The following is a 25,979-nucleotide window of genomic DNA, read 5'->3' on the forward strand; positions in this document are numbered from 1 at the left end:
TTCTCTGGTGGCGACCCGTTTAAAGTGGGCGCCGTGTGGGTATCAGGCGCGCCAGTGGCTAAACCAATACCCAAAATAAAAGCTGACCGGAGCACAAACGTCATTCACCCGGGCAGCCGCCACCGAGCGCAGGGCGCTGACGGTAAGAAGCTGTGAGAGGGCGTTGAACATGGTCTGTCTCCGATGAATGAGCCGAGCTTACTCGAGGGTCGTAGGCAGATTCAATCAGAAAATGCTATTGGGCAACTACGGTGTTTTCTATTGCCTGAGTGGCCGAAAGGGTATGACACACTGAATGCCTCGTAGAAAACAATGTCGTTTCGGAGCTTTGAATGGTTTTCGAATTACGTCAGTCGACATCCCTGGATCTGGATTTTGCTCGGGACCTGACCTGTCAAAACATGTTGCGCTATTACATTCAGTACGACCTGCTATGGCTGGATGAGGCCTTTGATGTGGCCTGGGCGGGGCGTGAAAACTGGCTGATCGTGCAGGGCAACGTTGCGGTGGGTTATTTCAGCCTGAGTCGTGATGCCAAGGCCTTGTATGTCCGCGAACTGCACGTAGCCGAAGCCTTTCAGGGGCAGGGCGCAGGTTCCTGGGCGATCGATCAGGTATGGGCCATGGTCCGGGCGGAACGACGACCTGCCTTGCGCCTGACGGTCTTCAAAAATAATCCGGCGCAGGTGTTGTATCGGCGAATGGGGCTGGAGGTGGTCGGCGAAGACGAGTGTTTCCTGAGAATGCAGCGTGAAATTGATGCCCCTCATCGCTGAAACGCGCAGAGGGCAAGCCTTGAAAGATGAATGGAAACTTTTTATATGACGCTTGCCGCTAGGTCTGCCAGTCGCTTTTTGCTAAGGTGTTCGCAACCCAATACGACCATATCGCGAGGTGTCTGCTTGATTAGGGTGCTAGTAGTCGATGACCATGATCTCGTTCGTACAGGCATTACACGAATGCTGGCTGACATCGATGGCCTGCAAGTAGTCGGCCAGGCCGAGTCAGGGGAGGAATCCTTGCTCAAGGCGCGTGAGTTGAAACCCGATGTGGTTCTGATGGACGTCAAGATGCCCGGGATCGGCGGTCTTGAGGCCACGCGAAAATTGCTGCGCAGTCATCCCGACATCAAGGTTGTCGCGGTCACTGTGTGCGAGGAAGATCCGTTTCCTACACGGCTGTTGCAGGCTGGGGCGGCGGGTTATCTGACCAAGGGCGCAGGTTTGCCGGAAATGGTCCAGGCCATTCGCCTGGTGTTTGCCGGGCAACGCTACATCAGTCCGCAAATCGCCCAGCAGTTGGCGATCAAGTCGTTCCAGCCAACCAATGATTCGCCTTTCGACGCCTTGTCTGAGCGCGAGATCCAGATTGCCTTGATGATTGTCGGCTGTCAGAAGGTCCAGATCATTTCCGACAAACTTTGCCTGTCGCCGAAAACCGTGAATACCTACCGTTACCGCATTTTCGAGAAGCTTTCGATCAGCAGTGACGTCGAGCTGACACTGTTGGCGGTTCGTCACGGCATGGTCGATGCCAATCTCTGAAAATGACTGAAGTCTTCGATCCGAGTGCATTTCTGTCGACAGTGAGCGGACGCCCCGGCGTCTATCGCATGTTCGACAGCGACGCGCGCCTGCTTTATGTCGGCAAGGCCAAGAATCTCAAGAAGCGCCTTGCAAGCTACTTCCGCAAAACCGGTCTTGCGCCCAAGACCGCCGCGCTGGTCGGCCGTATCGCTCAGGTCGAAACCACGATCACGGCCAACGAAACCGAAGCTTTGTTGCTTGAGCAGACGCTGATCAAGGAATGGCGTCCGCCCTATAACATTCTGCTGCGCGACGACAAATCTTACCCTTATGTCTTTCTCTCCGACGGTCAGTTTCCGCGCCTGAGCATCCATCGCGGTGCGAAAAAGGCTAAGGGCAAGTATTTCGGGCCTTATCCAAGTGCGGGCGCCATTCGCGAGAGCCTGAGCCTGCTGCAAAAGACCTTTTTCGTTCGCCAGTGCGAAGACAGCTATTACAAGAACCGCACGCGGCCTTGCCTGCAATACCAGATCAAGCGCTGCAAGGCGCCGTGTGTCGGGCTGGTGGAGCCGCAGGTGTATGCCGAGGACGTGCGGCATTCGGTGATGTTCCTTGAAGGGCGCAGTAATGCGCTGACGGACGAGCTGTCCGCCGGGATGGAAGAGGCGGCGATCAACCTCGAGTTTGAGCGCGCCGCCGAATTGCGCGATCAGATTTCATTGCTGCGTCGGGTCCAGGACCAGCAAAGCATGGAAGGCGGGACGGGCGACATCGATGTGATCGCCGCGTTCATCAATCCGGGCGGCGCCTGTGTTCACTTGATCAGCGTGCGTGGCGGTCGGGTGCTGGGCAGCAAAAACTTCTTCCCGCAGGTTGGGATTGAAGAGGACGTTTCCGAAGTCATGGCGGCGTTTCTGGGCCAGTACTACATCAGCAGTCCCGAACGGGATTTGCCGAGCGAGTTGATCGTCAACGTAGTCCACGACGATTTTCCGGTGCTGATCTCGGCCATCGACGAGCTGCGCGGTCGCGAATTGTCCATCAGTCACCGGGTCCGCGGTACGCGTGCGCGCTGGCAGCAGTTGGCGGTGACCAATGCCGAGCAGGCGCTGAGCGCGCGGCTGGCCAATCGTCAGCACGTCGCGGCGCGTTTCGATGCCTTGGCCGAGGTCCTGAACCTGGATGAGCCGCCCCAGCGCCTCGAGTGTTACGACATCAGTCACTCCAGCGGCGAAGCCACCGTGGCGTCCTGCGTGGTGTTCGGTCCGGAAGGTCCGATCAAGTCAGATTACCGCCGCTACAACATCGAGGGCGTGACGCCGGGCGATGATTACGCGGCAATGCACCAGGCCTTGACCCGACGGTTCAGCAAGTTGAAGGACGGCGAGGGCAAACTGCCGGACATTCTGCTGGTGGACGGCGGCAAAGGGCAGCTGTCCATGGCCCGAGACGTACTCAATGAACTGGCTGTGCCTGACCTGATTCTGTTGGGCGTGGCCAAAGGCGCGACGCGCAAGGCCGGTTTTGAAACCCTGTACTTGAATGATGCTGCACACGAATTCACATTGCGCGGTGATTCCCCCGCGCTGCATTTGATCCAGCAGATTCGCGACGAAGCTCACCGTTTCGCCATTACCGGGCACCGGGCACGGCGCGGCAAAACCCGTCGAACGTCCACGCTGGAAGGCGTTGCGGGCGTCGGGCCGACACGTCGGCGCGATTTGTTGAAACATTTTGGTGGATTGCAGGAGCTGTCTCGTGCCAGCATCGAAGAGATCGCCAAAGCACCCGGGATCAGTAAAAAGCTCGCTGAGTCGATTTATGCAAATCTACACAGCGAGTAGAATGCCAACTCACCTCGTAGCCAGTTGTGCCGATGAATATCCCTAATCTGATTACCGTTCTACGCGTCCTGCTCATCCCGATCTTCATTTTACTGTTCTATCTGCCTTATCAATGGAGCTACCTGGCCTCCAGTTCGGTCTTCGCATTCGCCGCCGCCACTGACTGGCTCGACGGATACCTGGCCCGCCGTCTGGAACAAAGCACACCGTTCGGGGCCTTCCTCGATCCTGTGGCCGACAAGTTGATGGTCGCCGTTGCGCTGGTGTTGCTGGTGCAAGAACACGGCAACCTGTGGCTCACGCTGCCAGCCGCGGTCATTATTGGTCGCGAGATTGTCGTCTCGGCGTTGCGAGAGTGGATGGCCGAACTCGGCGCCCGGGCTCATGTCGCTGTGTCGAACCTGGGCAAATGGAAAACCGCCGCGCAAATGCTCGCGCTGGTGATTCTGCTGGCCAACCCCTCGGACTTCACGTTCTGGGTACTGGTGGGTTACGCCTTGTTGCTGGTGTCTGCCGGCCTGACATTGTGGTCCATGGTCCAATATCTACGGGCTGCCTGGCCGCATCTGAAGACCGATGTAGAAAAGAAATAAAACTTTTTCGAATCAAAGGGTTGACGGGGCTTCTGGATTCTATAGAATGCGCCACACCAAGACGCGGGAATAGCTCAGTTGGTAGAGCACGACCTTGCCAAGGTCGGGGTCGCGAGTTCGAGTCTCGTTTCCCGCTCCAAATATTGATCCACAGATGTCCACTGGGCGCTGAGGATTAGCGAAATAGACGCTTCGGCGTCTTTTTTCGTTTCTGCGGAAAACCACTGAAATCCAGTAGAAGCCGGTACATTTAAGTCCCTTTTCAGGGCAGACTCGAATTCGTATCGTTGCTGGATCCCTTCAGGGCGCCAGACGAGCATCAGGTGCTGTGAATGGAACAACTCTCCTGTCCGTAATCGAACGATTTTCGCGATAGGCCGATACATTGATCAAGCCCGTTACCAGTCGATAGCCAATCCACATTGACACTCAGCAGGTGTGCAATCATATTCATGCGCTGTCGGGGAATCCCGCGCACAAACCAGTTGGTGACACACGCAGGCCTGACCCCAAGGAATTCTGCGATACCTATTGGTGTAATACCGTACTCATGAAGCAGCCGTCGCAAGCGTTGTCCCGAGGTACGACGATTGTGTCGACGCATACTGAAAGCCGGTCCAGCGTCTCGCGAGTCGTCCATCCCTATGACCATGATCGAGTCATTCTCCCTTTCAAAATCATCGCTCCATGCGATCAGAAGTCATTTTAAACAAATGTGAATCAACACCTGGCTAAACATTCATTCGCGACCGATACCGAAGATGCTGCTTACACATATCTGTCTATTTTCCTACAGAATATGCTGCTCTCTGTTTCGTCACGTCATCTTGAAAGATTCGCCATCGAACTCGGCTGCGCAAAGCATCACGAGAAGTTCGGATGACAAATTGGGTGTTCCTCTGACTCTGCAAAACGGCGTGTGCGCGCTCTACGATCATGAGCAGCGTCAGGTGGCAGTGATCGAGTGGCAGCAGGCTATTCAAAGGCCCCGCCAGGTGATTTTGGCGCGCAAAGGCCCTATGAGACTTCCGTGCCTGTACGTACTGAGCAGAGTCCGGGGTTGGCCACGGGTACCCGTCACTGTGTGGGCCGTGCGCTAATCAACAGATGTGTTTATCAAAGAGCTCACTCGCGAGCTGAGTTCGTTCAAACTAAAGGGCTTGGTCAGAACCGCGGTAATGGCATCGGCCGTGACCAATCCCGCACCGCCAGCGAAGCCGGTGATAAAAAGCACTTTGAGTTTTGGATACTTGGCCCGGAGTTCCGCAGACAAACTGATTCCGTTCATTGACCCAGGGAGGCCTATATCGGTCAACAGTAAATCAAGATGGTCGAGTTTCTCCGCCTGCTTTATCGCAGACACGCTATCTACTGCTTCAAAAACGCGATAACCGATTTCCGACAAAAGCTCCGATGTGGTCTGCCGAACTACCGCTTCGTCGTCCACCAGCAATACAGTTTCATTGTTGCCGAAGGGTTCTGGCTGATCAGTCTTGCCGGGGGTGGCCGGGGAGTCATCCGGCTGGGAGTTGTCGACTGGAAAATACATGATCACCGTTGTTCCGACACCCACACTGCTGTGAACTTTCACTTGGCCACCTGATTGCTGGGTAAAGCCGTAAATCATCGAAAGGCCTAGTCCTGTGCCTTCACCAATCTTCTTGGTAGTAAAAAACGGGTCGAATATGCGCGACAAAATGTCAGGACTGATTCCAGTACCGGAATCCGTCACGGATAGGCTCACATAAGTTCCAGGTGGCAACATTTTTTCGCAGGCGCACGCTTCATCTATAACGCAACGGTCGACCAGCAGATCAAGCGCACCTCCTTCAGGCATTGCGTCTCTGGCGTTGATCGCAAGATTAAGCAGTGCATTCTCCAGCTGGTTGAGGTCGCACCTGATGTGATCGTTTGCACGAAATGAGCACTCGACAGTAATGCTTGGCCCAACTGTGCGACGAATCAGATCTTCAAGCCCGGCCACTACTTGGCGAGGATCCAACAGCTCGGGTTCGAGTGATTGCTGACGAGAAAACGTCAAAAGGCGTTGCGTTAATGCAGCCGCTCGAGAAGCAGAGGTCATTGCCAACGAGTTATAACGCGCCAGGTCGGTGTGGCGGCCAGCGTCTATGCGTCGCTGCATCAGCTCCAAACTACCAATGACTCCAGCCAACAGATTATTGAAGTCATGGGCTATTCCCCCGGTGAGTTGGCCGACGGCTTCCATTTTTTGACTCTGCCGCAACTTGGATTCCATCATGGCGCGTTCATGCTGTTCGTCCTCAAGTTGCTGAGTACGTTGAGCGATACGATCTTCGAGCAAGTCATTCCATTCGCGCAGTGCGTTTTCCAGCTGTATCCGATCGTCAATGTCCTCGAAGGTGCCGTACCATTGCTCGCATTGTCCGCAAGCGTCGAGACTGCAGAGGGCCCGAACTCTGAACCAACGATAATCGCCCGAGTGTTTTCGCAAGCGGATTTGTAAATCGAAAGGCTGCAAAGTGACTAGTGACTGATCCCACAGTGCGGCTATTGGCACCTGATCGGCCGGATAAGCGGCATTGGCCCACTGACGTTCCAATGTCAGCGCGGGTGCCAATCCGGTGTATTCATACCAGCGCGGATCGATAGAGATAAGATTGCCGTGCTTGTCAGCCGTCCAGGGCCATAGCGGATTGAGTTCAGCCGCGATGCGGTAATGCCGCTCGCTTTCACGCAGTCGGTTCTCCGTAAGCCGCATGGCTTCCTGGGTTTTGGAACGCTTCAACACTGCGCCAAGCAAGTTGCTGTAGCCCCTGAGGAAGTCGATATCGCTGTCTGTGAACTGGCGGGGGCTGCGACTATCTACCTCGAAGATGCCAAAGGGCCGCTCGCCATTGGCGCCGTGGACTAAAACGTTGACGAAGGCTTTTACTCCGTTTTTCTTTTGAAAGTCGTGATAACGGAATCGGGTTTCCGCCCCAATGTCTGTCGAGACGACGGGCGCATTGGTATTGAGGGAGTACAACTCCGGGCTGCCTTGAGCGGCTGTTACCCGAACCTTCCCAACGACGTCGGGCGCCCAGCCCACGCCATTTCTCACGAAGAACGTGATGCCGTCTCCTTCGAGCAACATAAATTTGGCCAGATTGGTTTCCAGCGCTTCTCCGACTAATCGACACGCCTCATCAAGGATGTGCTCCAGGTCATCAGACGCCAAGGCAAGCTCGCCAAATTTGGCAAGCACTTTGCGTTGGCGCAGTAACGTATCCTCGATTGTCATAGGTTCACCAATGAGGGGTTTTAATATCCGAGGCCTGTCCGCAGTCCAGGTTCAATTTCCTTGATCGATGCACCCTCCGCTAAAAACACGCTTATTCAGTTGCCGCTGATTTTCCAGTGTTTGACATCTTCAGCGAACACCATCTGCTTCATCTCATGAGCAATCCCATAGGCCAAGGATTCGTGCGCGGCAATGACTTTTTCTTCCGCTGACAGGCAATGAAAAATGTCGAGCTTGGTCTCCGCGTCGGCGGTTTCGAGCATGAATATCTGGACGTAGCGCGCCAAGTCGTTGTCGAGACTCGACAGGTATTCACGCAGGCGCTGGTGGTCGACTGATTTTTGGCTGAAGTACCAATTCATCGGGTGAATCAGGAAGCGTGAGTGGGGCGATGTGATACGGCGGCCTGCCGCCAGAAACATAATGATGCCCATTGACTCGATGTTGCCTGCATTGATCGCGCACAGGGGCACCGGCAATGACTTCAGGAATGTGTAGAGGGTGAAACCAAAGTTAGTACTGCCGCCGCTTGTAGAAAGATTGAGGAGCAACGAGGTGGCGCCTTGATCGATGGCCTCGAGACAGGAATCTCGAAAGCGCTCAGTCGTTCCCTGATCGATCTGGCAATGAAAATGCACGATGTGTTCTGTCATCACTTGACCTCCTGTGTGTGATGCGGGGAGGGGGCTTCTACGAGTTATTAAGTTTAGTAAATATCGAACATTTGGCATGCAAACGGGCGTAAGGCTCCGTCGATAAACGGTGATGTGCCGTCAGTCGAATACGCGTGTTTCCAATGGAACCATCTGCGCGAATCCACTCGTCGCGAGCCCCATATTTTCATTCAAACTTTCTATTTTGTGCGTCCTCCGAATTAAACGAGCCCTTGCTCGTGCCAACGATGTAGAGGTGAACGAAAATGGCCAATACAGGAAATGATAAGCCAGGCAATTTTTCTACTGATCGGGACAAGGCTTCAGAAGCCGGTAAGAAAGGTGGAGGAGCTTCCGGCGGGAATTTTGCCAACGACCCACAGCGCGCATCTGAAGCAGGCCAAAAAGGTGGTCAAGCTTCCGGCGGACAACAATCCCGCGACAGCGACCGCATGTCCGGAGGCGGACAGGGTACGAATCGCGGAGGGGAATTTGCCGACGATAAAGAAAACATGTCCAAACCAGGCCAGAAAGGTGGCCAGGCGTCAGGCGGACAACAGTCCAACAAGCCTGATCAATCGTCCAGTGGTGGACGCGGTAGCAACCTTGCCGATGACAAGTCATCTGACATGGGGCGCAAAGACGGTGGGGTAAGTGGAGGTGGTGGACGCAAACCCTGATGCCTGCTGACGCCATCAAGCCCCGAACCTTTCGGGGCTTGATTCGTATAGCAGGCCAAAACCGGGTCCGAACCTCGTCTGGCAGACTAAGTCTGGATTGGGGAAGATCGTAGCTTGAGAGCCGCTCAATACCATTATTCACGAGGTGAAAAGGGCTTTTTTCAACCATTGCAGTGCCGACGAAATTGGATCAATTAAGTTGCGGTGATTGTTTGCCAAGACTGTCAACCGATCATGACGTTTGCGGAACAGCCCTACGTCAGCAACTCAACCCCGATACTCCGCAATCACCGTCCAACACGTGATTGTTCATCGCTCAACCGCTTTCGTGTGTGTTCATGGGCGATGGCCAGGACGAAACGTCAGATCCGCGAACTTTGCGGGCCGAGATGAAGTCAGCCGCCCCGGTGGCGGCCGACTTTCAGCCCGGTCAACTCCATTGAGCCCAGGTCAGGAATGAACCGGGTAATCCACGTATCCGCGCTGATCGCCACCAAAGAAGGTGCTCGGATCCGGCGTATTGAGCGGCAACCCGTCGCGAATTCGCCGTGGCAGATCAGGATTTGCCAGAAACGGTCTGCCGAACGCAATGATGTCTGCACGGCCGTCGATCAAGGCCTGTTCCGCCGTCTCGGGGTCGTAACCGCCGGCGATCATCAACACGCCGTCCCATGCTGCGCGCAATTGGCCGATGATTTCATCCCAGCGCGGGTCAAAGTTCTCGTCCTTGACGGTGCCGACGACAGCTGGCTCGACGAGGTGCAGGTAGGCCAGCGTCCAGTGGTTCAACGAACGCACGATGTGGCCGAACGTCGCTTGCGGTGTCTCATCGCCCATGCCCATGAAGCGTCCCATCGGCGTGAGACGCACGCCCACGTGCTCTGCGCCCACTTCGTCGACCACGGCAGCGACCACTTTGAGTAACAGGCGTGCGCGGTTTTCCAGGCTGCCGCCGTAAGCATCCTCGCGCTGGTTACTGTTGCTGTTGATGAACTGGTCCAGCAGATAACCGTTGCCTGCATGAATTTCCACGCCATCCATACCGGCGTTCAGCGCGTTGCGAGCGGCCCGGCGGTAGTCGCTGATGATGTCATCGATCTCCGAGGTCTGCAGCGCTCGCGGCACCGGCACATCGTCCCAGACACCGCTGCCATCGGCGTCGACGATGAACGTCTTGCCCGGCACGGGTAATGCGCTCGGGGCAACCGGGAGTGCGTTGTCAGGTTGAAAACTGGGGTGTGACACGCGGCCCACGTGCCAGAGTTGCATGAAGATCAGACCGCCGACCTCGTGCACCTGGCTGCTGACTTCACGCCAGGCTTGCACCTGTTCATCGCTGTAGATTCCCGGCGTCCAGGCGTAGCCCTGGCCCTGTCGGGAAATCTGTGTCGCCTCGGTAATGATCAACGCAGCACTCGCACGCTGGCGGTAATACTCGGCATTCATGGCCGTCGGAATGTCGCCCGGTTGGCCCGCGCGCGAGCGTGTCAATGGCGCCATCGCCACTCGGTGCGGGAGTGTGTACGGGCCCAGTGCGATGGGTTGAAACAGGTGCTGAGTCATAGGGTGTTCTCCAGTATTCGAAAAGAGCAAGCAGGGCGGTGTCGGACGTTTGGCCAGGCATCGGATGGCCTTAAGTTAATCCGCGAGATGGCGCTTGTTAATCCGTAAAAACCTCCACGCTGCATTGCGTGAAGCGCAACGCTGCGCAGGTCAGGACGGCTGCTCCGAGCGGGTCAGAGGAAGGTTCAACCAGCGCCGGCCGGTGGCGTTCGCCACGGCATTGCCGATGGCCGCGGCCATTGGCCCCTGGACGATTTCGGCGGCGCCGAGAAACGGTTGTCCCGGTTGGTCGAGCAGATGAACGTCAACCTTTTTGGGCACTTGCGAAAAGCGCAGGATCGGGTAGCCACTCCAGTCGTAGCTGCGAATGCCCCCGGCGTCATAGGCGACTTTTTCATACAGCGTCCAACTGGTGGACTGGACGATCCCGCCCTCCACCTGGTTGCGCAGGCCATCGGGATTGACGATCTGCCCGACGTCCACCGCCGTGACCACGTGATCGACCTGCACTTCGCCGGTCTGTGGATGTACCTGAAGACGTACCGCGATCGCGCAATAGCCCATGATGTTTTTGTAGCGGGCAAACGCGAAGCCGATGCCGGCGCCAGGCTCGCTGCTTTTGTGCGGCCAGCCAATGGCATCGCGAACCCGCTCTACCACGGCCCGTGCCCGGGGATCCTCCAAATGGGCAAGGCGCAAGGCAACCGGATCGACCCCGTGCCTGGAGGCAAGCTCATCCATACAAGCTTCGATCGCGTAAATGTTGATGTGCGCGCCCAGCGAGCGCATGGCCGACGTGCGAAACGGCATCGCAGTGACGAAGTTCATGTTGATGCGCGTAGAGGCCATCGTGTACAGCGGCACGGCATTGCGATCGCCGTCGCCTTCAGGTTGAGCGATAGGCACCGAAGGCGCGGAGGCGAACGGTCGAGCCAGCAGTCTCGCCGGCAGCAACCGTCCGGCATTAACGATCCGTTCGTTATGCGGCGTCGTCCACAGTTCATAGCGCCAGTCCTGTAATCGATCTTTGGCATCCAGGTTGGCTTGTACTTCGGTCACCATCGCGGAGCTGTAGGGCTCCCAGAGATTTTCCTGTTCGCGCATCCATTGAACCCGCACCGGCGTGCCCGGCATTCGCATGGCAATCAACGCCGCGTCGGCCGCAGCATCGTCGGCGCCGTTATGGCCATAGCAACCGGACCCTTCGGTGTGGATACAGCGAACGCGCTCGGGCGGTAGCCGTACCATTTCGGCGATCCCGGCACGCAGGGGATACACACCCTGAGTGTGGGTCCAGACAGTAAGGGTGCCGTCCTTGAACCAGGCCACGGCGCAGGACGGGCCGATGGAGCCGTGCATCAGATATTGCTTGGTCACGCGCGCGCGATAGCTGTTGTCGGTCGCGCCCTGCGGAGTGCCTTCATGGCTGATCGGGTAGGGGCGTGAGGGGAGGCGTTTGAGCAAGGCGTGAATGTTCCGGGATTCGGGTATTGCCTGGCCGCCGCTCCATCGCGCCGATTCATATCCGCTGCGCATCGCTTTGATCGCTTGCCATTCATCCCGCGCTACTACGGCAAGATAGTCGCCGTCGCGAATCACCTGCACCACCCCGGACAGTGCCTTGATCGACTCCGCATCAAAGGCTTCCAGCGTGCAGCCGGGACGCGGGGGGCGAATCACCCGAGCGTGCAGCATGCCCGGCAGACGGATGTCTTGAACAAACGCGGCGCCGCCGCTGACTTTGGCCGGAATATCCAGCCGTTGCAGCGAATGGCCGATCAGCTTGAATTGCGTTGCCGGCATCGTCGGCGATTCGGACTTGGCGTAGAGGTGCAGATCGACTTTTTTGACGGCGTCGGCGTAGGACATTTGTTGTCCGGTGGGGGCGTGAATGATGCCCTCCCGAGTCGTCAACAGTGCCGGCGCAACCTCCCAGCTACGTCCGGCCGACTCCAGCAGTAACTCACGCACCTGCGCCGCCGCGTTGAACAGCGCGGTCCCACTGTCGAAAATACTGTGACTGCCGGCGGTGTAGCCTTCGTTGGGTGTCAGAGCCGTGTCGGCGGTAAGCAGGTTGATCGCTGTCGGGGAAACCTCCAGACGTTCAGCGGCAATTTGCAGCAAGGCAGTTTTGACGCCAGTGCCCAATTCAACCTTGCCGGTGTAGACGGTGATGCCTTCAGGACCGACGCGGATCCAGGCATCGAGATAGGGATTGGTGCGCAGGCTGCCGGGAAGATCCGGTGCCAGCACCACAGTGCCAAGTGTGTCGACTTCAGTGTCCGCCCATGCACGCCGCGCCGCCGGCACCAGGGTAAACGCCACCAGCAAGGCCCCCCCACGCAAGAAGGCGCGGCGACTGTGATTGAGCTCTTTAACCACCGTCATAGCGCGCTCCCGTTTTGCCTGGCCACCAGGCTGATCGCGTCGATAATCCGCAAGTGGGTGCCGCAGCGACACAGGTTGCCTGCCATGTACTCTCGAATGGTTTGTTCATCCGGGTGCGGGTTGCTTTCCAGCAATGACTGGGCGCGCATCAACATACCGGCGATGCAGTAGCCGCACTGGGCCGCCTGTTTGTCGATAAAGGCCTTTTGCAAAGGGCCGGGATGTTCAGCCGTACCGAGGCTTTCCACCGTTCGAACCTGCTTGCCTCCAAGGCCCGCACAGGGTGTCACGCAGGAAAATACTGGCTTGTCATCGACGATGACCGTGCAGGCGCCGCATTGCCCCAAACCACACCCGTACTTGGCGCCGTTGAGCCCCAGATGATTGCGCAGCGCGTAGAGCAGCGGCATGTCAGGTTCCAGCTCCAGTGTCTGGGCCGAGCCATTGACGTTGAGCGTGACTTGGGTCATTTCGTCTCCTGACGTATCGTTTCAAGGGTGGAAGAAAGGTCTGTCCAGGATTGGTCGGGTCTGGCTTGTCGGCGCAGATATGAGGCGAGTGCGGTGAGTTGATCGTTGTCGAGGCTGGCGGCAAACGGCGGCATCACAGGTCCTGGCATGCCCGGAGTTGCCGGGACGCCTTCGAGCACGGTTTTCAGAAAATTGCGTGCGCTCGGGGCTTGCAGTGCTGATGTTCGATCCAGCGACGGACGCCCGTCGATTTCGCGCATCGGTGCGGCCGGCCCATGGCAGCCCGCACAGGCGCTGGCGAACAGCAGGGCGCCACTGGCCTGATCGGAGGTCTCGGCAGTCGTAACGGCGGGTTGGGTTTCGGTGATAACAGCCTTGGCTGGCAGGCTCAGCAGATACTCGGCAATCGCCTGTGCATCGCCGACCGGCAAGCGCGCCAGACTGAGACTGACCGGGCGCATCGGGCCGGCAGCAGTGCCGTGTCCGTCCACCACTTCTCCCCGCAGGTAGCTCACTAACTGATCATTGCTCCACGCGTTTGCGCGACGGGGCATGCCGAGCAGCGAAGGCGCTTCCCAGCCATCCACGGCGCCGCCCGCCAGGCTTTCGCCGGACTTCTCGGCACCGATCAGGTTCAGCGGAGAATGACAGCCCGCGCAGTGTCCGGGCCCTTCAACCAGGTAGCGCCCGCGATTCCACGCATCAGATTGCTGCGCCACAGGCGTCAGTGGCTTTGCATGCAGGAACAGCACATTCCAGAACGACACCAACGGACGGATGTTCATCGGGAAATTCATGCGGTTTTGCCTGGCCGGTGAGTTCACGGCAGGGCCGCTCATCAAGTACGCATAGGCGTCTGCAATGTCGCCTGCGGTCATGCGCCGGTAGTGAACGTACGGGAAGGCCGGGTACAGAAAGTGGCCATCACGGGAGATTCCTTCACGCATCGCCCGTTCGAACGCCGGCAGTGACCACTGACCCAGTCCGGTCTGTGGATCAGGTGTGATGTTGGTGCTGTAGAGCGTGCCGAACGGCGTCACCAGCGGCAGTCCTCCCGCCATGTATTGGCCGCCGGGACGCGTGTGGCACACCGCACAGTCGCCAGCCTCGACGACCCGCGCGCCGCGCTGCAGTTGCGCAGAGTCGAACGCTCGCGGGCGCTCGATGGGCACAATCGCCGGACGCCACATCAGCACGACGGCGCCGATTGCGCCTATCGAAGCCAGGACCGCGGCGCTGATCCATAGCGGTCTGGATCTCATGAGATTGCCCTTCATGAGGATTCGAAGCGCCAGAGACGCGCTGTGGGCATTGATGATGGATTCGAGGTCATGAACAGCTCCTTGAACAGCCGGGGCAGGGCGCCGAAAGAGAGCCCTGTGCCAAGTGCCCAAGGGTAGAGAAGGTGCAAGCGCCGGAGTATTGCCAAGTCGCGCAATAGCGCATTGCGCCAACAGCAACGCCGGGGTCGTTGCGCATGGCGCATCACTCAATTGCCCGAGGAATGGATTCTCAGCGTCGAACCGTGCCCTTAGCCTTGCCACCACTTTCCCGAACTTACCGAGGTGTCATCATGCTCACGGGCAATCCTGCAGCGACAGCCAAGTGCGAACAGCCTGCTTCACTCTCCGGCCTGATGGTCGCGTTCCTGGCGTTTTGCTGCGGCGCGGTCGTGGCCAACCTCTATTACGCTCAGCCGATTGTCGAACTGATCGCGCCGCAGATCGGCCTGTCCAGCGCCAATGCCAGCCTGATCGTGTCACTGACCCAGTTTGGTTACGCACTGGGTTTGTTGTTGCTGGTGCCGCTGGCCGACTTGATGGAAAACCGGCGCCTGGTGGTGGGATTCACCCTGGCTTCGAGCGTTACCCTGCTGTGTGCCGGACTGACGCATTCGCCATCGATATTCCTCGTGTTGTCATTACTGATCGGCCTCACCTCGGTGGCGGTGCAGATCCTGGTGCCACTGGCGGCACACCTGGCGCCTGAAGCAACGCGTGGCCGCGTGGTGGGCAACATCATGAGCGGCTTGCTGCTGGGTATTCTGCTATCGCGTCCGCTGTCGAGCGTGTTGGTGGACGTATTTGGCTGGCGCGGCGTGTTTTTCAGCGCGGCGGCACTGATGGCCGTCATCGCCCTGATCACCGCGATTGCGCTGCCGCGCCGCGTGCCGACTCATCAGGCGACTTATGCGGCGTTGATTGGCTCGGTGTTTGCGCTTGCCCGTCGTCATCCGGTTCTGCGTCAACGTTCGTTGTATCAGGGATTATTGTTCGCCAGCTTCAGCCTGTTCTGGACGCTCGCGCCCATCGAGCTGATGCGCAACCATGGTTTCAGCCAAATGCAAGTCGCGATTTTTGCGCTGGTCGGGGCAGTAGGTGCAGTGGCTGCGCCAATCGCCGGGCGTCTGGCCGATGCCGGGCATGGCCGCCGCGGGACGCTGGTCGCGCTGCTGCTGGCGCCGGTCTCGCTGTTGATCGCCGCGCTGCCCGGTAGCAGTTATGTCTGGCTGGTGGTGTGTGCGGTGCTGCTGGATTTCGCGGTACAGCTGAACATGGTGCTGGGCCAGCGCGAGGTGTACGCCATCGATCCGCACAGCCGGGCACGCCTCAATGCCGTGTATATGACGAGCATTTTCGTCGGCGGCGCCTTGGGATCGCTGGTGGCGAGCCCGCTCTACGAGCACTTCGGCTGGAACCTGTCTGCCGTGACGATAGCATTGCTGCCTGCTTTGGCCCTGGCGATGTTCCTGAGCCACAAGGCAAATGTCTGACCGCCAGGCAGTGGGGATCCCGGCGAAGCACAGTCCTACAAGACGGCTGGCAAACGGTGATGCACAATCATCTCCGTTCCTTTTCGACCGGACTCCGCTTATGGACAAGTTGCTGGCACTGAAGATGTTTGTTGAAACCGTACGTTGCGGCGGTTATTCCTCCGCCGCGCGCAAACTCGGAATCTCGACATCTTCGGTGACACGTCAGGTGGCGGGACTGGAAAACGAGCTGGGTGCCAGCCTCCTTAACCGCACGACACGCAACACCAGCGTGACAGTCGCCGGGCAAACCTATTTCGAAAAAGCAGTGGCCATTCTCGATGCCATCGATGAAGCCGATGCCGTGGTCGCCGACCGCGGCAGCGAGGCGCAAGGACGTCTGCGGATCAGTGTCCCCGTCGAGTTTGGTCGGCGAATCATCGCGCCGCATCTGGGCCGGTTGCTCGATCGTCATCCGGGTCTGGAAATAAGCGTGTCGTTGAGTGATCAGGTCAGTGACCTGTTGAGCGAGCAGATCGATGTGTCCGTGCGTCTCGGATCGTCAGTGGTCAGTGAGGACATCGTCAGTAAACGGGTAGGGACCTTCCAGCGCTGGGTGGTGGCCAGCCCGGATTACCTGAGCCGTCACACGGCACTGAGTCATCCCCGTGACTTGCTCGAGCACCAATGCCTGCGCTTCGATTACGGTGCTTCGCATCAACACTGGACGTTCCAGGGCGAGGAGCAAGCTATCCAGCTGAACGTGCACGGCCGCCTGCAAAGTAACAACGCCGACATCTTGCGCGAAGCGGCAATCGCTGGCGACGGGGTGACCCTTCTGGCCGACTGGCTGGTGCGCGACGACGTCGCCGCAGGCCGGCTGACACGTTTGTTGGAACATTATGAAGTCAATCCCGGCAGTGCGAGTAGTTGCATCAATGCGCTGTACTTGCCCAATCACCGAGGTTCCAGCCGCATCAATGTGTTCATCGATTTTCTTGAAGAGATCCTCAATTCGGGTCGATTGAATAACCGATAGGTCCCTTGTTGCGCGAGCCGTCGCAGCTCCGATACAAGGATTTCTACACCTGAGGCAGCCTGGATGTTCACAAGCCCAAAGGTTCTATCCCGGCAGCCTTGGGACTCAGTCTACTGGCCGCCTCCTTCGTGACACAAAACGCCGTTCGCGAATATCCGTCGCCTTACGCACCGCCGTCAGCGGTCATCCAAACGACTCTCAAATTAGAGATCCCTATGACTCGACTCAGTGGAAACGTCGCCGCCTTGGCGTGTCTTAGGAAGACTTACCGCGTAGAGCGTTCAGAACAAGCGAAAAGGCGGGTGTTGGTAAACGGCGGCTTGGGTAGTACAGGTGATAACCCGAGAACAAAGGGCACCAGTCTTCCAGTACCCGCACCAAGCGACCCTCTTCAATATGCGGGGCAAATTCTTCCTCCGGCAAATAGGCGATACCCAAACCGTTAACGGCCGCCGCCGGGACATGTGCGCTGGTGTTCACAATGACTTGGCCAACCACACGCACGTTGATTTTTCGACCACGCTTTTCAAACTCCCAGGCGTCAACTCCGCCGAGGGTTGGGTAGCGTATGTCGATGCATTTGTGATTCACCAGGTCCTGCGGTTTCTTGGGCATGCTGTTGCGTGCGAAATACGAAGGCGATGCCACAGCAGCCATCCGTACCTCGGGCCCGATTGGAGCGGCGATCATATCTTTATCGACGGTGTCGCCGAATCTGATGCCCGCATCGAAGCGATCGGCAACGATGTCCCGGAAGCCATAGTTGATATCAAACTCAACTTTGATGTCAGGGTATTCGAGGAGCAAAGGCGTGAGTCGCGGGAGGAGGATTGTCTTCAGGACAAAATCACCGCAGGTAATGCGTACCGTGCCTGCAGGCTTGTCACGAAGTTCGGTCAACGCATCCAGCTCGGCCTCGATCTCGTCAAAGCGATGACCAATAGCGTGCATCAGGCGTTCACCCGCGCTGGTCGGCGAAACGCTGCGAGTGGTGCGCGTTAGCAGGCGAATTTTCAGCCGCTTTTCAAGCCCGGAAACTGTCTGGCTCAGGGCGGATTGCGAGACGCCCAAGAGGGCGGCCGCTCGGGTGAAGCTGCCTTCCCTGGCGACCATCACAAAGGCCAGAAGGTCGTTCAGGTTATGTCGTGACATGGGAGCCTGCCTGTCGCAATTGATTAGCTGTGCTTATAACTTCAACAAGCTTTCATTAGATTATCAAGCATGACGTATTCCCAGAGAATAGGGCAAGCCTCACCTGTGGTCACAGGCAGAGCCCATACGATCTGCTGATCCAGACCTGGCAACCACGTCGATCAGCACCTATTCACTGATGGGAGCCGCACATGAGAAAACTCGTTATCTTGCTCGGCCTTGTGATGGCGTCGCTCTCTGCACTGGGAGCCGACATGTCTAACGGAGCCGATAACTTTTACAAAAGTGAGAAGGTCACGATGCAACGGGTGACCTTCAAAAATCAGTACCAGATGAACACTACGGGGAATCTGTTCATCCCTAAAGATTTGAAGCCCGGTAGCAAAAGCGCGGCGATCATCGTTGGCCATCCCATGGGTGCGGTCAAAGAGCAGAGTTCGAACCTGTATGCCCAGAAACTGGCGGATCAAGGTTTCGTGACCCTTGCCATCGATCTGTCGTTCTGGGGCGAAAGCGAAGGACAACCGCGCAACGCGGTCTCGCCAGAAATCTATGCCGAGGACTTCAGTGCAGCTGTTGATTACCTCGGCACACAGACGTTCATTGATCGGAACCGGATAGGTGTCCTGGGCATTTGCGGTAGCGGGAGCTTTGTCATCAGCGCTGCCAAGATCGATCCTCGGATGAAGGCCATTGCCACGGTCAGCATGTACGACATGGGTGCGGCCAACCGCAATGGCCTGAAGCATTCCGTCACTGTCGAGCAGAGAAAGCAAGCTATCGCCGCTGCTGCCGAGCAGCGTTATGTCGAGTTCACCGGAGGCGAAACCAAATACACCAGCGGAACTGTCCATGAGCTGACGGACAAATCCAACCCCATCGAACGCGAGTTCTACGATTTCTACCGCACGCCACGTGGTGAGTTCACTCCCAAAGGTCAGTCACCGTTGCTGACCACTCACCCGACGCTGACCAGCAACGCCAAGTTCATGAACTTCTATCCGTTCAACGATATCGAGACGATCTCGCCACGCCCGATGTTGTTCATTGCCGGTGAAAATGCGCACTCGCGTGAGTTCAGTGAAGAGGCCTATCGACTGGCGGGTCAACCCAAAGAACTTGTGATCATTCCAGGTGCGGGCCACGTGGATCTCTATGACCGGGTCGGCCTTATCCCGTTTGCCAAGCTGACCTCGTTCTTCAAAACCAGCCTTAAGTGAAATCTATCGCTGAGCGACCAGGCAACTGAGACGCCGGCCCTGCCATTGAGCGGGGCCTTTCGACGTGTTGGAGGAAATCAGATGAGCAGCACCACCTTACCCATCCAGGCAGCGAGTCGACAGGTATGGGGAGCAGTCCTGGCGATGTCGCTGTGCGCCTTCGCCCTGGTGACTTCGGAGTTTCTGCCGGTGAGCTTGCTCACACCGATTGCGACCGATCTCGCGCTGACAGAAGGGCAGGCCGGGCAAGCGATTTCGATTTCTGGACTCTTTGCGGTTGTCACCAGTCTTTTCATCTCTTCAGTCATTCGCCGGCTCGACCGAAGGCCCGTTTTGCTTTTCCTGACAGCCTTGATGATTGCCTCAGGCACGCTCGTCGCTTTTGCCCCGAACTACTCGACACTGATGGTGGGCCGAGCCATTTTGGGAATCGCCATTGGTGGCAGTTGGTCAATGTCGACTGCCGTCATGATGCGGATTGCACCTGAGCGTTTCGTGCCTAAGGCTATCGCTTTGATCCAGGGCGGCACCGCACTCGCCACGGCAGTTGCAGCCCCTATTGGCAGTTACATGGGGGGGCTGATCGGCTGGCGAGGTGCATTCTTCTGCGTGGTTCCGCTCGCCGCGCTGGCGCTCTGTTGGCAAGCATTCACGTTGCCGAAAATGCCTGGCCAAAATGAGTCTGGCTCTGTAGCGGATGTGTTTCGGCTATTAGGTAACGCCAAAGTCTCGCTGGGCATGGCAGCAGTGGCATTTTTGTTTATGGGGCAATTCGCGTTATTCACCTATCTGCGTCCGTTCCTGGAGTTGGTGACCCGCGTTGATGTGTCTGAACTCTCCCTGCTATTGCTGATTATCGGAATGGCCGGATTGATGGGCACGATGGTGATTGGCTCGGTGTTGAACAGAAGCCTTCATCGAGTGCTGATGATCATTCCATTTTTGATGTCGGGGATTGCTGCGGCTCTACTGGTGTTTGGCAGTTCGATGTGGGCGACAGCCGCTCTACTGGGGGTATGGGGCCTGATTGCGACGTGTGCACCTGTAGGTTGGTTCACATGGTTATCGCGCACGCTTCCACAAGATGCCGAAACCGGAGGTGGTCTGATGGTAGCGGTGATTCAGTTGGCGATCACACTCGGCGCGACGGTGGGCGGGTTGCTCTATGACGGAGTTGGCTTCCAGGCAACATTCATCGCAAGTGCAGTATTTCTGTTGCTGGCTGCCGCGCTCGCACGTTTGGTTATGCCGCAGAAGCATCCTTGAGCCAGGAGAAAAATACCCTCCCGGAAACAATGAACAGCGCTTTGTTGATCCTCAACTACCAGGTGGGCGTCGGCGATCAGGCCGATGCCCATGAAGCTTCTCTTCGTGCGGCGTAGGCAGTGGCGGCGGGCCGCAAAGCAACCTGCCGATGCGAGTCTTGTTTTCCGCTCCACATATAGAAAAAGCGCCACTCAGGGAGTGGCGCTTTTTTTGTGCCTGGTATTTACGGAGAGGTCATTAATGCCTGGGCATTGGACTGCTTGGGCGTTTTACATCGCGTTTTCGCCTGGCCGAGTCAGGGCTCGCAATGGGGCTCGGTTGAGCCAGCCGGGGCGTACGCAGTAACAGACTGATGTCCTCTGCGCTAACTGCTCTGCTGAAAAAGTGGCCCTGAATTTCATCGCAGCCGTTTTCACGCAGGAAAGTTTGCTGTTCTTGGGTTTCGACACCTTCGGCAATGACCTTGAGGTTCAGTTTGTGCCCCAACGAAATCACCGCGGTAGCGATGGCTTTGTCGTTCTCGTTGTCGGGCAGATCGCGCACGAAAGATTGGTCGATCTTGAGTCTCGCGATCGGGAAGCTTTTCAATGCGGCGAGGCTGGAGTAGCCAGTGCCGAAGTCATCGATCGAGAGACTGATCCCCATTGTTTGCAGTTCTTTCATTTTGCTGATGGCTTGCTGAAGGTCTTGCATGATCAGACTTTCGGTCAGCTCAAGTTCAAGGTACATCGGGTCCAGTCCGGTTTCTTGCAAGGCATGCCTCACGCGGTCGATCAGGTCCCTTTCGATGAACTGACGTGCTGAAATATTCACCGACATGGTGATCGGCGGACAGCCCGCATCCTGCCAGTCCTTGTTCTGTCTGCACGCGGTATGAATCACCCAGTCGCCGATGGGCACAATCAATCCGGTCTCTTCGGCCTGGGGAATGAATTTGATTGGAGGCACGATGCCGAGCTCGGGATGCTGCCAGCGGATCAGTGCCTCTACGCCGATAATCTGACCCGACTGCAAATCCACCTGTGGCTGGTACAGCAGCAGGAACTCGTCATGGTTGAGTGCGTTTCTAAGCCCGTCTTGCATGGCGAGCTTGCCCTGAACCTTGTTATTCATCTCGCTCGTATAGAACTGGTAACTGTTGCGACCCAACTCCTTGGCCCGGTACATGGCGGCGTCCGCGTTGCTGAGCAACGTGTCGGTATCGCTGCCGTCGGTAGGGTAGGTGGCCAGTCCCATGCTGCAGGTGACGTGGAGTGTATGTCCGCTGAGCTGAATCGGCCGCAGGATGGCTTCCTGGATTTTGTGCAGGGCAGGAGTAATGCCGTCCACGTCTGAAGGCTGGTCGAACAGGATAATCACAAACTCGTCGCCGCCCAGTCGCACGACGGTGTCGGTGCGACGGACACATTCCAGCATGCGCCGGGCGACGGTTTTCAGCAGCTCGTCACCAGCACTGTGCCCAAGGCTGTCATTTACCAGTTTGAATTTGTCCAGATCGAGAAACACCACCGTCACCAGGCGGTTGTAGCGCTGAGCGTAAAGGATTGCCTGCTTGAGGCGATCTTCGAGCAATGTGCGATTGGGCAGCCCGGTCAGTGCGTCATGGTCGCCCATATAGCGAATGCGTTTTTCGGTCAGTTGGCGTTCTATCGCAATGCCGGCCAGAGGTGTCGCCATGTCGATCAGCCGCGTTTCGGTCGCGCGAGGGCTGCGTACGGTGTTGGAGTACAAGGCAAACGTACCCAATACCTTTCGCTCATGGGACAGAATCGGTGTCGACCAGCAGGAGCGAAATCCATAGGGCGCAACGATTGAACGGTACGCCTCCCACAGCGGATCCAGTTCGATATCCGTGACGATGACCGGTTCTCGTCGATACACCGCGGTGCCGCAGGAACCGACGTTCGGACCGATCGCTATTCCGTCAATCAGCTGGTTATAGGCTTTCGGCAAACTGGGGGCAGCCCCGTGCAGCAAGTGCGTACCATCCTCATCCAGCACCAGGATGGACACCATCATCCCCTCCAGTTGGGATTCGACCAGGTGAGCCAGGCTGTCGAGGACTTCTGCCAGCTCGGTACTCCTGGCGATCAGCTCCAGGACATGACCTTGTCCGGCACGGATAATGGCTTCTTGCTCCAATCGGCTGTTTTGCACGGCGAGCCGCTCTGTGGCGATACTCAATTGGACCGTTCTTTTTTCCAGCTGAAGTCGGTCTTTAAGGAATTGATTCACCGCGCGAGCCATGTTGCCGATCTCGTCCTTCCCGTGTTCCGCCATCATCAAATGCGTTTTGTCCGTGTGCTCCTGACGCAATTGCCGGCTGATTTCATTCAGGCGCACGAGCACATGACGGCCCATGAAGACCCGGGTCACGAACCAGGCGAACACCAGGCTGGCGCCCAACATGATCAGCACCCATTGCTGACTACGATTTGAGGCCTCAACCAGGCGCTGCACGGCTTCGCGATAGTCTTCGGTGTAAGCACTGGATTGCGCACGGGCCACCGCGACCAGAACCCCGGCCTCACTCTTCAGTTCCTCATTGAAGCGCTGTATGACGTTTTTCTGGTTGATGAGCCTCAGGCGAAGGGAGAAGAGATCGGGCGTCTCCAGATCAGCGTCGGGTAACTTGCCCGCCGTGCGTGACAGGCGCTCATATCGGGTCTGCAGCCGTTGCACGGCATCACTGTCAACCGCCTGGGGCAGATCGAAAAGTAGCACCGCCAGTTCGAGGCTGGCCTGGGTCTGGGTCGCGGTTAACCGCGCAGTGTGATCCGTCAGGGTTTGCTCGAAGGTGACCTCGGTTTGCAGCAGGCTTTCTCGCAGTTGCGCAACGATGTTGGCGGTATTGCGGAACATCTGGCTCGACTGGTACATGTCCAGTATCGCCACGCCACTGTTCGCGGCCGTCAGCTGCTGCACCAGTTGATCAAGGGCTTCGAGCTGCTCGACGGTCGCCGCATAGCTTGAACGCAGGGCGTCGGGGGAGCGGGTTGTCAAAAGCTGATCGGTCTGGCGTTCGATCAGCAAAGTCCGCTGCAGCATGTCTTGCCCGTTTTGCATGCGGACCAGTCGTTCATCTGTCAGTTGGCGGGTGGCGCTGTTTGACGTGCGCAAGGCGTAGACCGCCGTTGCACCACCCGCCAAGATCAGCAGCGCCAGCGTTAGAAACGCCAGCGTGAACTGCGCGCGTAGCGATTGCGGCAACAGCCAGCGTCCGAGTCGGGAAGTAACGTCCAATCTCAGGGATTCCATTGGTGGCGGTAAATGTCTCGATAGCCATTATCCGGGTCGTACTGGAACTTCTTCCCGCCGTCGAAGGCAATATTGTCGGCGTTGACCAGGTGAATCGGTGCTACGAAGCCGCTCACCGGCTGACCTGCAAACAGCCGGTTCAATTCATCCATCACTTGCCAGCCATGCAGATTGAGTGGCTCGGCCACGGTGACGGTCTGGTAGGTTTTTGCCTGGATGCGCAAGAAAGCCGAAGCGCTTCCATCACCGGCAGACAACAGACTGATGCCGTCACTGGGTATTGCGGCGTTGGTCAATGAGGCAATCGAGTAGTCGAAATAAATATCGTTGATAGCCAGCGTGTGGGTCCAACGCTTGCCATAGCGTTGAAGCAACTCCTTGGTGATCGTCGGCATCTTCTCGCCACTTTCGGAGATCGCGACATCGCGCACTTCCAGCAACGTACAGTCCCGACAGGCCCGAATGACATCTTCCATGGCCTTGGCTTTTGCCATGGCGATGCTGTACTTGGAGTCAGTCAGGATTACCACGCCGGCGTGTCCGTTTGACTGAGCCACTGCCGCCATCGCCGTGAGACGCGCCACTTCGAGCGGATCGGTCGTGACGTTCATGGCCACCGGCGTGCCGTCAATCGGCCCGGGGCGCGCCCCGGCGTGCCAGCCAACCACCGGCACATCCCTGTTGGCGAAGAGGACCAGCGCCGCATTGTTTTCAACAGCATCGGAGCCGCACAGAATCAGGCCGTCGGGTTTCGCTGCCAACGCATCGGCAAAAGCCTTTGCACGCCCGGCCGAAGATCCCGCGCCATCGAAGATCTTCAGCGTCCAGCCCATCGCCTTGGCCGCCTCGCGAGCGCCTTGAGCGACCCCGACAATTCCACCGTTACGCAAATCTTCGGCGACAAAAGCGATGCTCTTGCCCCGCAAGGCTCGCGGACCGGATTCAGGGCCGCTCCAGCGAACGGCTCCGAGGGTGGCCCTGGAAACGACTTCCTGCGCTTGAATCACCGTAACCGTGGCGTTTTCGGCGCCCGCTGCGGTTGGCAGATCCTGGCCGTATCCGGGAATTGCCGTGAAAAGACACAAAACCGTTATTGAAGCCATGCGGAGTCGCCAAGGCGTGATCAAACAGGTTCGATCTCCCCATAGGATGCCGGGTCTGGAGCCGATGGCGCGATCATAGACTGGCATGGCGTCCCTTTTTGCCAAGAGTGCAGCGTTCACTGTTCGAAAGGATAGTCGGTTCTGCTGTTAGCAGGTCGTTTGTGGGTGAAGTGCGCGAATTTTAGTTTTGAATATTCAGGAACGGGGGCAGGGGGCCATGGTGCGAAGCGAGGGGTGAAGGTTAATTGCGTCGTTGATTACATTGGGTGGTTTTATGAGGCTTCGGCTTTGCGTGAAAACCAGGCGAAACGGCAGTCGGAATTTTTGTTTGGGTGCGATTTGTTGGGCTGTGCTGAGGGACGGATCGCGTTTTCTAGATTCACTTCGCCGCTTTCTGCGAAAAACTATTCCTCAGCGTGTTTCTCAGTTGATGCGTTATGAGTGGCGGCTAACGGCCAGAAGCGGTCATTGGCTTCGGCAGGTATTGGCCTAGACTGGGTCAACTCAATAATCGAAGGACATAGAATGCTTATTGACTTCAGCGGCCTTCCAGGTACTGGAAAAACGACTATAGCAAGCGACCTTGCCACCAGAACAAGTGCGGTGTATCTGCGGATCGATACGATTGAGCAGGCTATCCGAAACTCCGGTGCTCTGGCACAAGACGTGGGGCGGAGCGGTTATATGGTCGCTAATGAGCTTGCTCTGAGCAATCTTCGTTTTGGCAGTACTGTCATAGTCGACTGTGTTAACCCAGTAATCGAAAGCCGAAACGCGTGGAGCGAGATCGCTACTCGCTCTGGTACTCCATTAGTGAATATCCAGGTGGTTTGTTCTGATAAATATGAACACCAGCGACGGGTAGAAACCAGGAAGATTGATATTCCTGGCCTGTCGCCACCAACCTGGCAGTCTGTATTGGATCATGAATATGAGCCGTGGGATAACGCTCCGTTTGATATCGACACAGCCTTGACGTCTCCGGCGGAGGCAGTTGCAATGATCACTAAACGATTTTTATCCGAGGAGTAGCGCCAGCTAAAAGCTCTACATAGCAAGGGGCGATCAGCAGACGCTTGCCGCTTTTGGCCGAACGCTGGCGGTCAAGAACGGCGGCTTTCGGCCATAAGCAGCCATTCGTGAATGTCCGTTTACGACCCCAAGTAGCCCTTCGAGCGATGCAAAGGTGAACTGGTAAAGTTGAATCTGC

General features: G+C 57.4%; 19 protein-coding genes, 1 tRNA gene and 1 pseudogene. 11 read left to right on the forward strand and 10 right to left on the reverse strand.

The window, feature by feature from the left end:
- Positions 1 to 42: 42 nt before the first annotated feature.
- Positions 43 to 171 carry a hypothetical protein gene (locus tag BK667_RS33420; protein ID WP_259697814.1) on the reverse strand — a complete coding sequence of 43 codons (129 nt, stop codon included), beginning with the start codon at positions 169 to 171 and terminating at the stop codon, positions 43 to 45.
- A 161-nt stretch (positions 172 to 332) separates the two neighbouring features.
- On the opposite strand from BK667_RS33420, the gene BK667_RS00600 reads away from it, so the two are divergent.
- The 5 genes from BK667_RS00600 (at position 333) to BK667_RS00620 (ending at position 4,102) form a co-directional block, all read left to right on the forward strand.
- Positions 333 to 776, forward strand: coding sequence for a GNAT family N-acetyltransferase (locus tag BK667_RS00600; RefSeq protein WP_123596507.1), 444 nt, complete (start codon positions 333 to 335; stop codon positions 774 to 776).
- A gap of 126 nt (positions 777 to 902) precedes the next feature.
- Positions 903 to 1,544, forward strand: a complete 642-nt coding sequence (gene gacA / locus BK667_RS00605; RefSeq protein ID WP_082356623.1) for a response regulator transcription factor GacA — start codon at positions 903 to 905, stop codon at positions 1,542 to 1,544.
- Between the two features lie 2 nt (positions 1,545 to 1,546).
- Positions 1,547 to 3,370: an excinuclease ABC subunit UvrC gene (gene uvrC / locus BK667_RS00610; protein ID WP_123596508.1), complete on the forward strand. Its 1,824-nt coding sequence runs from the start codon at positions 1,547 to 1,549 to the stop codon at positions 3,368 to 3,370.
- A gap of 32 nt (positions 3,371 to 3,402) precedes the next feature.
- Positions 3,403 to 3,963, forward strand: a complete 561-nt coding sequence (pgsA, locus tag BK667_RS00615; protein WP_054046593.1) for a CDP-diacylglycerol--glycerol-3-phosphate 3-phosphatidyltransferase — start codon at positions 3,403 to 3,405, stop codon at positions 3,961 to 3,963.
- 63 nt (positions 3,964 to 4,026) lie between these two features.
- Positions 4,027 to 4,102 (forward strand) — tRNA-Gly (locus BK667_RS00620).
- A 957-nt stretch (positions 4,103 to 5,059) separates the two neighbouring features.
- On the opposite strand, the gene BK667_RS00630 is transcribed toward BK667_RS00620, so the two are convergent.
- Together BK667_RS00630 and BK667_RS00635 are read right to left on the reverse strand one after the other, a co-directional pair.
- Positions 5,060 to 7,225: an ATP-binding protein gene (locus BK667_RS00630; RefSeq protein WP_123596510.1), complete on the reverse strand. Its 2,166-nt coding sequence runs from the start codon at positions 7,223 to 7,225 to the stop codon at positions 5,060 to 5,062.
- A gap of 95 nt (positions 7,226 to 7,320) precedes the next feature.
- The gene (locus BK667_RS00635; RefSeq protein WP_123509496.1) at positions 7,321 to 7,878 is read right to left on the reverse strand and encodes an ATP-dependent Clp protease proteolytic subunit; all 558 of its coding nucleotides are present in this window, start codon (positions 7,876 to 7,878) and stop codon (positions 7,321 to 7,323) included.
- A 266-nt stretch (positions 7,879 to 8,144) separates the two neighbouring features.
- Here BK667_RS00635 and BK667_RS33425 point away from each other — a divergent pair.
- Positions 8,145 to 8,306: pseudogene (locus BK667_RS33425) on the forward strand (con-10 family general stress protein); the annotation flags it as partial.
- 702 nt (positions 8,307 to 9,008) lie between these two features.
- Here BK667_RS33425 and BK667_RS00645 read toward each other — a convergent pair.
- The 4 genes from BK667_RS00645 to BK667_RS00660 all read right to left on the reverse strand — a co-directional run bounded on the left by BK667_RS00645 (position 9,009) and on the right by BK667_RS00660 (position 14,241).
- Positions 9,009 to 10,121: an alkene reductase gene (locus BK667_RS00645; RefSeq protein WP_123596511.1), complete on the reverse strand. Its 1,113-nt coding sequence runs from the start codon at positions 10,119 to 10,121 to the stop codon at positions 9,009 to 9,011.
- A 150-nt stretch (positions 10,122 to 10,271) separates the two neighbouring features.
- Positions 10,272 to 12,509: a xanthine dehydrogenase family protein molybdopterin-binding subunit gene (locus BK667_RS00650; RefSeq protein WP_123596512.1), complete on the reverse strand. Its 2,238-nt coding sequence runs from the start codon at positions 12,507 to 12,509 to the stop codon at positions 10,272 to 10,274.
- Complete coding sequence (locus tag BK667_RS00655) at positions 12,506 to 12,979, reverse strand: (2Fe-2S)-binding protein (protein WP_123596513.1); 474 nt, start codon at positions 12,977 to 12,979, stop codon at positions 12,506 to 12,508. The genes BK667_RS00650 and BK667_RS00655 overlap by 4 nt, the downstream gene beginning before the upstream one ends.
- Positions 12,976 to 14,241 carry a c-type cytochrome gene (locus BK667_RS00660; RefSeq protein WP_123596514.1) on the reverse strand — a complete coding sequence of 422 codons (1,266 nt, stop codon included), beginning with the start codon at positions 14,239 to 14,241 and terminating at the stop codon, positions 12,976 to 12,978. The genes BK667_RS00655 and BK667_RS00660 overlap by 4 nt, the downstream gene beginning before the upstream one ends.
- A gap of 311 nt (positions 14,242 to 14,552) precedes the next feature.
- On the opposite strand from BK667_RS00660, the gene BK667_RS00665 reads away from it, so the two are divergent.
- Together BK667_RS00665 and BK667_RS00670 are read left to right on the forward strand one after the other, a co-directional pair.
- A complete protein-coding gene (locus BK667_RS00665; RefSeq protein WP_123596515.1) occupies positions 14,553 to 15,752 on the forward strand; it encodes an MFS transporter in 1,200 nt (399 codons plus the stop codon).
- Positions 15,753 to 15,852: 100 nt separating this feature from the next.
- The gene (locus tag BK667_RS00670; RefSeq protein WP_123596516.1) at positions 15,853 to 16,770 is read left to right on the forward strand and encodes a LysR family transcriptional regulator; all 918 of its coding nucleotides are present in this window, start codon (positions 15,853 to 15,855) and stop codon (positions 16,768 to 16,770) included.
- Between the two features lie 255 nt (positions 16,771 to 17,025).
- On the opposite strand, the gene BK667_RS00675 is transcribed toward BK667_RS00670, so the two are convergent.
- Positions 17,026 to 17,922, reverse strand: a complete 897-nt coding sequence (locus BK667_RS00675; RefSeq protein ID WP_123509488.1) for a LysR family transcriptional regulator — start codon at positions 17,920 to 17,922, stop codon at positions 17,026 to 17,028.
- A gap of 191 nt (positions 17,923 to 18,113) precedes the next feature.
- Here BK667_RS00675 and BK667_RS00680 point away from each other — a divergent pair, with 191 nt between their 5' ends.
- Entirely contained in the window at positions 18,114 to 19,142 is a 1,029-nt protein-coding gene (locus BK667_RS00680) for an alpha/beta hydrolase (RefSeq protein ID WP_123596517.1), read from the forward strand.
- Positions 19,143 to 19,223: 81 nt separating this feature from the next.
- Positions 19,224 to 20,408 carry an MFS transporter gene (locus BK667_RS00685; protein WP_123596518.1) on the forward strand — a complete coding sequence of 395 codons (1,185 nt, stop codon included), beginning with the start codon at positions 19,224 to 19,226 and terminating at the stop codon, positions 20,406 to 20,408.
- 237 nt (positions 20,409 to 20,645) lie between these two features.
- Here the strand turns inward: BK667_RS00685 and BK667_RS00690 are convergent, their stop codons facing one another.
- Both BK667_RS00690 and BK667_RS00695 read right to left on the reverse strand, forming a co-directional pair.
- Positions 20,646 to 23,666, reverse strand: a complete 3,021-nt coding sequence (locus BK667_RS00690; protein WP_123509485.1) for an EAL domain-containing protein — start codon at positions 23,664 to 23,666, stop codon at positions 20,646 to 20,648.
- Positions 23,654 to 24,673 (reverse strand): substrate-binding domain-containing protein, encoded by a 1,020-nt coding sequence (locus BK667_RS00695; protein ID WP_123596519.1) that lies wholly within the window; start codon positions 24,671 to 24,673, stop codon positions 23,654 to 23,656. Before BK667_RS00695 ends, BK667_RS00690 begins: the two co-directional genes overlap by 13 nt.
- Before the next feature lie 621 nt (positions 24,674 to 25,294).
- Here BK667_RS00695 and BK667_RS00700 point away from each other — a divergent pair.
- Positions 25,295 to 25,801: a P-loop nucleotide/nucleoside kinase family protein gene (locus BK667_RS00700; protein ID WP_123596520.1), complete on the forward strand. Its 507-nt coding sequence runs from the start codon at positions 25,295 to 25,297 to the stop codon at positions 25,799 to 25,801.
- Positions 25,802 to 25,979: the final 178 nt, after the last annotated feature.

This window comes from Pseudomonas frederiksbergensis, assembly GCF_003732705.1.
Taxonomy (GTDB): Bacteria; Pseudomonadota; Gammaproteobacteria; order Pseudomonadales; family Pseudomonadaceae; genus Aquipseudomonas; species Aquipseudomonas frederiksbergensis_F.